Here is a 7,981-nt window from a genome sequence, read left to right as displayed (position 1 = left end):
TGAAAACACATTGGGTCGTCGGATCAAGAAATTCACGTTTAAAAGTGCCCATCAATTTTCTACTGTAACCGGTTATTTACAGCGCAAAGTTCACCGGCGGTATTCTTTTTCATCTGCCAGACCTCAGATTGTGGATTTTGATTCTTCGGTCAGGGGGGTCTATGGATCACCCGAAGGAGCCGCAAGAGGATTTAATCCTAAGTGTCGGGGACAGAAATCATATCATCCGCTCTTAGCCTTTTTCACGAAGACCAAGGAATGTCTGCACACCTGGTATCGCCCCGGCAACACTTATACCGGCAATGGAGCGGCTGAATTTTTCAAGGAGTGTGTTCTCCGTTTACCGGGCAGTGACTTCAGCTGGCTGTTCCGGGCTGACAGTGGTTTTTTTCAAAATGATCTTCTTTCGGCAATAGAAGAATATCAGGCCTCCTATTTAGTCAAGGTGAAACTGAGGAATTTGAACCACTTATTAAGCAAACAGACCTGGCAATCTATTCCGTCTTTGACGAATACAGAATATTGTGAATTTGAACATCAGTGTCAGGGATGGACCGCCCCTCGGAAATTCGTGGGTATTCGCATCCTGAAGGAGATCATTACAGAAGGGTGTCTTTTTCCCCAGTATATTTATGACTATCACTGCTTTGTCACTAACCTGGAAGAGGCGCCGCTCGAGATTTATCATCTCTATAAAGACCGGGCCGAATGTGAAAACTGGATTGAAGCCGTCAAGAATCAAATCGGCGCCGGGAAAAGCACAACCATCCGGATCTTACTTTCATTGATCAAACCGACGATGGGTGAGTTTTCATTCTTCGGACAAGATTTCCGGAAAACCGACCGAAATGTTTACGCGAAAATAGGTGCGCTGGTTGAAAAACCGGATTTCTATTTATTCCTTTCCGCCAGACGAAATCTTCAGATGCTCGCCGGACTCAGCGGCGGCGTTCCTGCCAAACGCATCGACGAAGTTCTCGAGATCGTCAAACTTGCCGATCGCGCGGACGACCGGGTGAAATCCTATTCGCACGGCATGAAACAGCGACTCGGCATCGCGCAATCGATTCTTAATCATCCGGAGATCATCATTCTCGACGAACCGACCAACGGGCTCGATCCGGAAGGAATCAAGGAAATCCGCGAATTGATTCTTCGCCTTGCTGGAGATTTCGGCATTACGATTTTCCTCTCGTCTCATCTTCTGCACGAAATCGAGCAAACCTGTTCGCATGTAGCGATCATCGACACTGGTAAACTCGTGGTGCAGGGCAACGTGCATGATCTGCTACGAAAAACCGATTTCTACATCACCGAAGTTCAGGTGAATAATCCGCAACGCGCGGCGTCTCTGCTGGAAAAAGAAACGTGGATACAAAAAGTAACGCTCGGGAACGACGTTTTGAAAATTCAGATTCCGGCGGAGAATCGGCCGCGACTGACCCGCTTTTTGGTGGAAAACGAATTCGCCGTTTCGTCAATCATCCCGCGGACATCGCTGGAAGATTATTATTTAACTTTGCTGAACCGAGATGTAAAATGACGCTGTTGTTGAAAGCGACGTGGTACGAAATCATCAAGATCGCCAGCAAGTGGCGCACGTACATCGGTTTTATCACCATCGCGGTTTTGATACCGGTCATCATGTTTTTGGTACGGATGTATGGATTCGGCGTTCAGGACAATGCGCTGAACTCCATGAAAGATTCGTTTATGTTTGTCGGCTCTTTAGTGAACGGACTCATCGTTTCCTACTTTCTAATGAATGTACTCTGGGTGCACTTCCCGTTTTTCATCGTGTTAGTTGCGGGCGATATTGTTTCAAGCGAAGGCGCCGCAGGAACGTTTCGCATCTGGCTGACACGCCCAATCTCGCGGTTTCAGGTAATCACTGCCAAGTTCATCGCAACATTCGTTTATACGGCTGTAATCGTGTGTGTTTTCGGGCTTCTAAGCGTCGGGCTCGGCATCCTGATTGTCGGAGGCGGCGATTTGTTTGTATTTGATAAAGGAATCCTGATCCTAAGCCAAGGCGAAGCGCTTTACCGTTTTCTCATCGCTTATTTATTGGCTGTTTGGGTGCAGATGACTGTCGCGTCGCTCTGCTTTTTATTTTCATCACTGACCAGCAATTCCGTTGGACCGATTATCGGAACTTACGCGACATTAGTCGTCATGTTCATTTTGTCGGTGTTGAAAATTGACGCATTAAAAGTAATTCATCCGTACCTCTTCACATCATACTTTGACGTTTTCTTTGCGCCGTTCAGCGATCCAATTCCGTGGCGGGAAATTGCAGGCGATGTTGGCAAATTGGGAATTTTCATCTTCGTTTTCTATCTCATCAGCGCACTTAGTTTCATTCGAAAGGAGGTCACGACATGATGACGGTTTCAATTGATTCAATTAAAAAAGGCTTCGTCGTCGTGATTCTTATTGGAACGGCGCTTACATCCATCGGCAAGACACAGGAAAGTCCGCAGGAAATTCTTACCAACGTCAACGCGATTTATTCAACTATTGATGATTATGCCGCCACCGTAACACTATCCGTTAATATTACGAACTTCAGGATGCCGAAAAAGTCCGTGAAGGTATTTTACAAGAAACCTGACAAATTCTCGATGAAGACGAATGGTTTTGCGATGATGCCGAAAGTCGGCGTTTTCCCTATGCCGTCGAACTTCATCCCGGCGGACGCGCTCGTGAAATACAACCGCATAGAAACGCTGAAAGGAACTCGCTATCATATTCTCGACGTGTTTCCTAAAGAATCGGACAAAAAGGAACCCGAAATCTCTCTCTGGATCAATTCCAAACGCTGGACGGTTGACCGCGTCATTCTGGACGTTAAAGATGCGGGAAGATCGGAAGTCAGTCTGCACTATCGGCAGGTCGAAGGAAAATGGTTGCCGGATTCGACGGTTGTAACAATGAATTTTAAAAAAGGAATTCCGAAACTCGACCGCCCAAACATAGATCAACCGATCGAAGATCCGGATGTTCCGCCTCCCAACGTTGAATCGTTGTCTGGTACGGTTAGGCTCATTTTTTCCGACATCGTCATCAATTCCGGGCTTGACGACTCCTTTTTTGAGACAAAAGAAAAGTAATTTTTCGATTTTCCCATAGCGACCTTTCAATGCGTTGCATTTAAATTTCTAAAGTGTTAATATTCGGACAGAATGATTGAAATTTTTTTGAGTATCGTCGCATCGAATCAACAACCGGAACAAAGGAACGAACCGATATGACGCAGGTGGAATTGGTACTTTTAGGAATCGTTACCGAAGGCGAAAATCACGCATACAACATTGAAAAGATTGTCGAGCAACGTGGATTGCGGGAAAGGCTGAGCATCGGTTTTTCGACTATTTACGCCGCACTCAAGAAATTGGAAAAAGAATATTTGGTTGAAAGCCGGTACGATGCCCAGCAAAACCTTCCCGGCAAACGCATTTTTTCTGTCACGCCCCTTGGCAAACGAACTTTTACTCAGGAAATGATGAAGTCTCTTTCGGTTCCGCAACGCACCGAATCGGCTTTTGAAGCCGCGCTGTGTTTTGCCCACCTTCTCGGTCGTGCCGAATTGAAGGAATCACTCTCGCTATACGACGCCGAACTAAGTCGGCAGATTCAGATCAAGGTTCGCGAACTCACAGACTGCAACCTGAACGAAACGGTCAAGCGTGGACTGTTGACTCGCCCGCTGACGCTGATTCAGGCAGAACGCAAATGGATACGCGAATTCATGGGATTATTATAAACGGATATCAACGGAGTTTTCTATGAACGAATGGATTCAATATCTATCATCCAACCCGATCGCCGCGGCGGCGCTGATCGGCGTTCTGGTGCTTTTCATCGTGATGGTTTTGTCCAAACTGATCAAATGGGCGATCGTTTCGTTTTTAATTCTGGCGCTGGCGCTGGGATTGACTTATAAAAACGCGCAAAAACCGAAGATGGTGAAGCAGATTGAAAAACAAGCCGAGAAAATTTTCAAGAAGAGCCAGAAAGAATCGGAAAAAAGCCTCGATGCGCTGAAGGAAAAACTGCCCAAAAGCAAATGACGATCGTCTCGGTTGTCTTCATATTTTGATAACCCATTTTATATGGAGATTTTATGTCGAATTATATCCCCGAACCATTTCGTATCAAAGTTATTGAAAAAATTTCCAAGACAACGCCGGAAGAACGGGAAGAACTACTGAAGCAGGCTGGTTATAACCTTTTTGCCATTCCGTCCGAAAAGGTTTATATCGATCTGCTGACCGACAGTGGCACTGGCGCTATGAGCGACAATCAATGGGCGGGACTCCAAACCGGCGACGAAGCGTATGCCTATTGCCGGAACTGGTTTCACTTCGAAGAAACCATTCGCGGTTTGACTGGACTGAAATTCGTTATTCCGACGCATCAAGGACGGGTCGCTGAAAATCTTCTCTTTTCCGCAGTCGTCAACAAAGGAAAATTCGTTTTAAGCAACAGCCATTTCGACACGACGCGCGCCAATGTTCTGGCAAATCAGGGCGTTCCTCTGGATTTGGTGATCGACGAGGGAAAAAATCTCGATTTCATTCATCCATTCAAAGGCAACATCGATTTACAAAAATTGGAAAATGCCATTCGGCATTACGGAAAAGAGAATATTCCGGTGGTTATCCTAACGGTCACCAATAATTCCGGCGGCGGCCAACCCGTTTCTATGCAAAATATCCGCGAGACCAAAGCGTTGCTAAAAACTTACGACATCCCGCTTTTTCTCGATGCGTGTCGCTTCGCAGAGAATGCATATTTCATTAAAATACGCGAAGTGGGCTACCAGCAGAAAACCATCAAAGAAATCGCTCATGAGATGTTTTCATACGCCGATGGCGCTACGATGAGTGCCAAAAAAGACGGGCTGGTAAATATCGGCGGGTTCATCGCTCTGAACGATGAAACGCTCGCCGATCGCCTAAAAGAGCATCTGATTCTCATCGAAGGTTTTATAACTTACGGCGGGTTGGCGGGACGCGACCTCGAAGCCATCGCTCGCGGATTGAAAGAGGTACTGGACGAGGACTATCTGGAATATCGCATCGGACAGGTAAAATTTCTCGGCGACATGTTGGAAGCAAACGGCGTTCCATTCATCAAACCGACCGGCGGTCACGCGGTTTATATCGACGCCCGACAATTCCTGCCGCACATTCCGCAAAGTCAATTTCCAGGACAATCGCTCGTTGTCAATTTGTATCGACGCGCGGGAATTCGCGCTGTGGAAATCGGCAGTTACATGTTCGCACATGAAGATCCAAATACCAGAGAAATGATCTATCCCGATTTAGACCTCGTCCGGCTTGCGATTCCACGCCGCGTTTATACGGAATCACATCTTCGGTACGTTGCCGAGTCGCTCATCGAATTGTACCACGACAAGGACAGCCTGAAAGGAATGAAGATTGTCGCAAAAGGCGAATCGAGTCTCCGACATTTTGTCGCGCGACTGATTTTTATCGATTAAACTCTGTTTTGATAAGGAAAAAGTATGAGAAAAATAATCAAGTTCTTCACGGGAATAGTCATGTTATCGGCAATTTCTACCGCCGCTGATCTGTCCGTTATTCCAACGCCGCAAAGTGTCCAATTTCGACCTGATTCGTTCGGTTTTACCGGACTCGCTTCGGTTCAGATCATTTTAGACGATAGCATCACGTCAGACGACGAAGGCGTCAATATTCTCCGCGAAGCTATCGCCAATTCTTTCGGAATTCAGACAAACGTTGTCCGCGTCGGTGATAAATCCGCACCGGCATCCATATTTCTTGTCATCGCTTCTTCTGATACGAACGCAAATAAAAAACCTGCTTATGATTTTACGCCGGAAATGACAGAAGAGGGTTATTTTCTAGACATCTCACCAAACAAGATCACTGTCGCCGCACAAAATCCGACCGGTTTATTCTACGGGCTGATGACGCTGACACAGATGATCCGTTCCGCCGAAAAGGGAAAAATCCCGTGCGTGCTTATTCAGGATTTTCCATCGATGAAATGGCGCGGCGTCTCAGACGATTTCAGCCGCGGTCAGGTTTCCACGATGGACAATTTTAAGCAAATCATCCGCTTTCTGGCCGAAAACAAGATCAATGTATTTGTTCCCTACATGGAAGACGTCATTCAATTGGAAAAATATCCGGACATCGGCATGGGACGCGGCGCACTTTCCAAAGATGAAATCCGCGAGATTCAGGCGTATGCGAAGCGACTTCATGTCCAAATCGTTCCGGTTTTCCAAACGCTCGGTCATTTTGAAAATATTCTCACGATGCCGAACTACGGAAAATTCGCCGAGTATCCCGGCGCGGGTTCGCTGAATTCCACGAATCCCGAATCGGATAAATTCCTGTTCGATTTGCTCGACGAGGTGATTCCGCTATTTGAATCGGAATATTTCCACATCGGCGCCGACGAATCCTGGGATGTCGGGCTGGGTGCCAACCGTGATCTGGTTGCGAAAGAAGGCGTCTCAAAAATCCATGCGCGGCATTACCAAAAAGTGTACGATAAGGTAAAATCCTACGGTAAAAACGTGATGATGTACGGCGACATCATTCTGCGCCATCCCGATATTCTTAACCAGATTCCCAAAGACATTATCATCGTCGATTGGCATTATTCGCCGACCGATAATTATCCATCGATCAAGCAATTCGCAGACTCCGGTTTTCAGGTCATCGTCTCACCGGGAATCCAAAACTGGTTGAACGTGATCCCGAATTACGACGCCGCGTGGATCAACATTTCCAACATCAATCTCGAAGGCTACAAGATGAAAGCGCTCGGCTCCATCAACTCGACGTGGGGCGATTACGGCGGTCCGAATTTCCGCGAATGGAATTATCTCGGCTATGCCTACGGCGCGGAGTCTTCGTGGAATACGCCGGGCATGGACGGAGAAACGATCAACCGGCGATTTTTCCGGCAGTTCTTCGGATGCGAGGATTCCCGGCTATCATCGCTTTTGATCCATTTGAACGAAATCCCGAACCTGACTAACTTTAAGGAAATCTTTCGCCAACCGTTTTTCCCAACGGATGAATCCGCAGGTAAAATTCTGATCCGCAGTCGCCAACTCGTCGAAAACGGGAACGTCGAGCTGTCATTGATCGATGACCTTCGTCCGGTTATCAAGACGAACGTTTATTATCTCGACTATTTCGAGTTCGCCGCAAAAATGAGCATTTTCATGGGCGAACGATTGAAATTCACGCGCGATGTCAGCCGAATCGAAGCAAACAAAGAAGAGCCGACGCTTACTGAAAACGACTGGAATCTTCTTCAGCAAAATTGCACGGCGCTGATCGAAAACCTGAACGATTTGGAACATTCATATAAATCGCTCTGGCTGAGAACGAACCGACCGGACAATCTCTCACGCGTACTCAACCTATTCCGTGTCCAAATGGCTTATTTTGAAACGACGAGGGAAAGTTTGTTCGCCCATTCGGTTCAGATTCCGATAACGCTTACATCCAAATTTATCACGTCAAAACAGAATCCCGATTCCGATAAACCTGCGCCTGCGTTTCTCCGAAAGACGTTTGAACTTGAGCGGCTTCACGGTATAAAAAGTGCCAACTTACAGATGATCGCCAATTCGGAGGCGAGCATTTCTATCAATGGTAAATCCGTTGGGCGAATCACCGCGACGAAATCACTCTCGCTTTTAGTCGAGAATCAGCGGATCGGCTGGTGGGACGTGCTCGACAAATTGGAAAAAGGCAAGAACATCATCACCGTTACGGTTCAAGGTTACAAGCCGAGATTGCCTTCGATAGCCAACGTCTATCTTGAACTGCAGTTTGAAGATGGCAGAACAATCGTCGTGCAATCCGATGGGACGTGGGAAGCCGCAACACAGGTCAAGGACGGCTGGCAATTAGGACGCGACACCGGCGGAAAGTGGAACAGCGCGCTGATTTTCGATAAATAT

Annotated in this window: 7 protein-coding genes; all 7 read left to right on the top strand. The window is 47.0% G+C overall.

The window, feature by feature from the left end; translation table 11 throughout:
• Window positions 1–10: 10 nt before the first annotated feature.
• Entirely contained in the window at window positions 11–1,543 is a 1,533-nt protein-coding gene (locus COT43_06535; protein PIS28349.1) for a hypothetical protein, read from the top strand.
• Window positions 1,540–2,385 carry a hypothetical protein gene (locus tag COT43_06530; protein PIS28348.1) on the top strand — a complete coding sequence of 282 codons (846 nt, stop codon included), beginning with the start codon at window positions 1,540–1,542 and terminating at the stop codon, window positions 2,383–2,385. The genes COT43_06535 and COT43_06530 overlap by 4 nt, the downstream gene beginning before the upstream one ends.
• Window positions 2,382–3,113, top strand: a complete 732-nt coding sequence (locus COT43_06525; protein ID PIS28347.1) for a hypothetical protein — start codon at window positions 2,382–2,384, stop codon at window positions 3,111–3,113. The genes COT43_06530 and COT43_06525 overlap by 4 nt, the downstream gene beginning before the upstream one ends.
• 137 nt (window positions 3,114–3,250) lie before the next feature.
• Entirely contained in the window at window positions 3,251–3,766 is a 516-nt protein-coding gene (locus COT43_06520; GenBank protein ID PIS28346.1) for a hypothetical protein, read from the top strand.
• 22 nt (window positions 3,767–3,788) lie between these two features.
• Entirely contained in the window at window positions 3,789–4,073 is a 285-nt protein-coding gene (locus tag COT43_06515; GenBank protein PIS28345.1) for a hypothetical protein, read from the top strand.
• A 53-nt stretch (window positions 4,074–4,126) separates the two neighbouring features.
• A complete protein-coding gene (locus COT43_06510) occupies window positions 4,127–5,509 on the top strand; it encodes a tyrosine phenol-lyase (GenBank protein PIS28344.1) in 1,383 nt (460 codons plus the stop codon).
• A gap of 24 nt (window positions 5,510–5,533) precedes the next feature.
• Window positions 5,534–7,981, top strand: a 2,448-nt coding sequence (locus COT43_06505; protein ID PIS28343.1) for a hypothetical protein, incomplete at its 3' end; no start/stop codon positions are given.

It is taken from the genome of Candidatus Marinimicrobia bacterium CG08_land_8_20_14_0_20_45_22 (assembly GCA_002774355.1).
Taxonomy (GTDB): Bacteria; Fidelibacterota; UBA2242; order UBA2242; family UBA2242; genus 0-14-0-20-45-22.
This window is presented reverse-complemented; position numbering and strand designations above follow the sequence as displayed.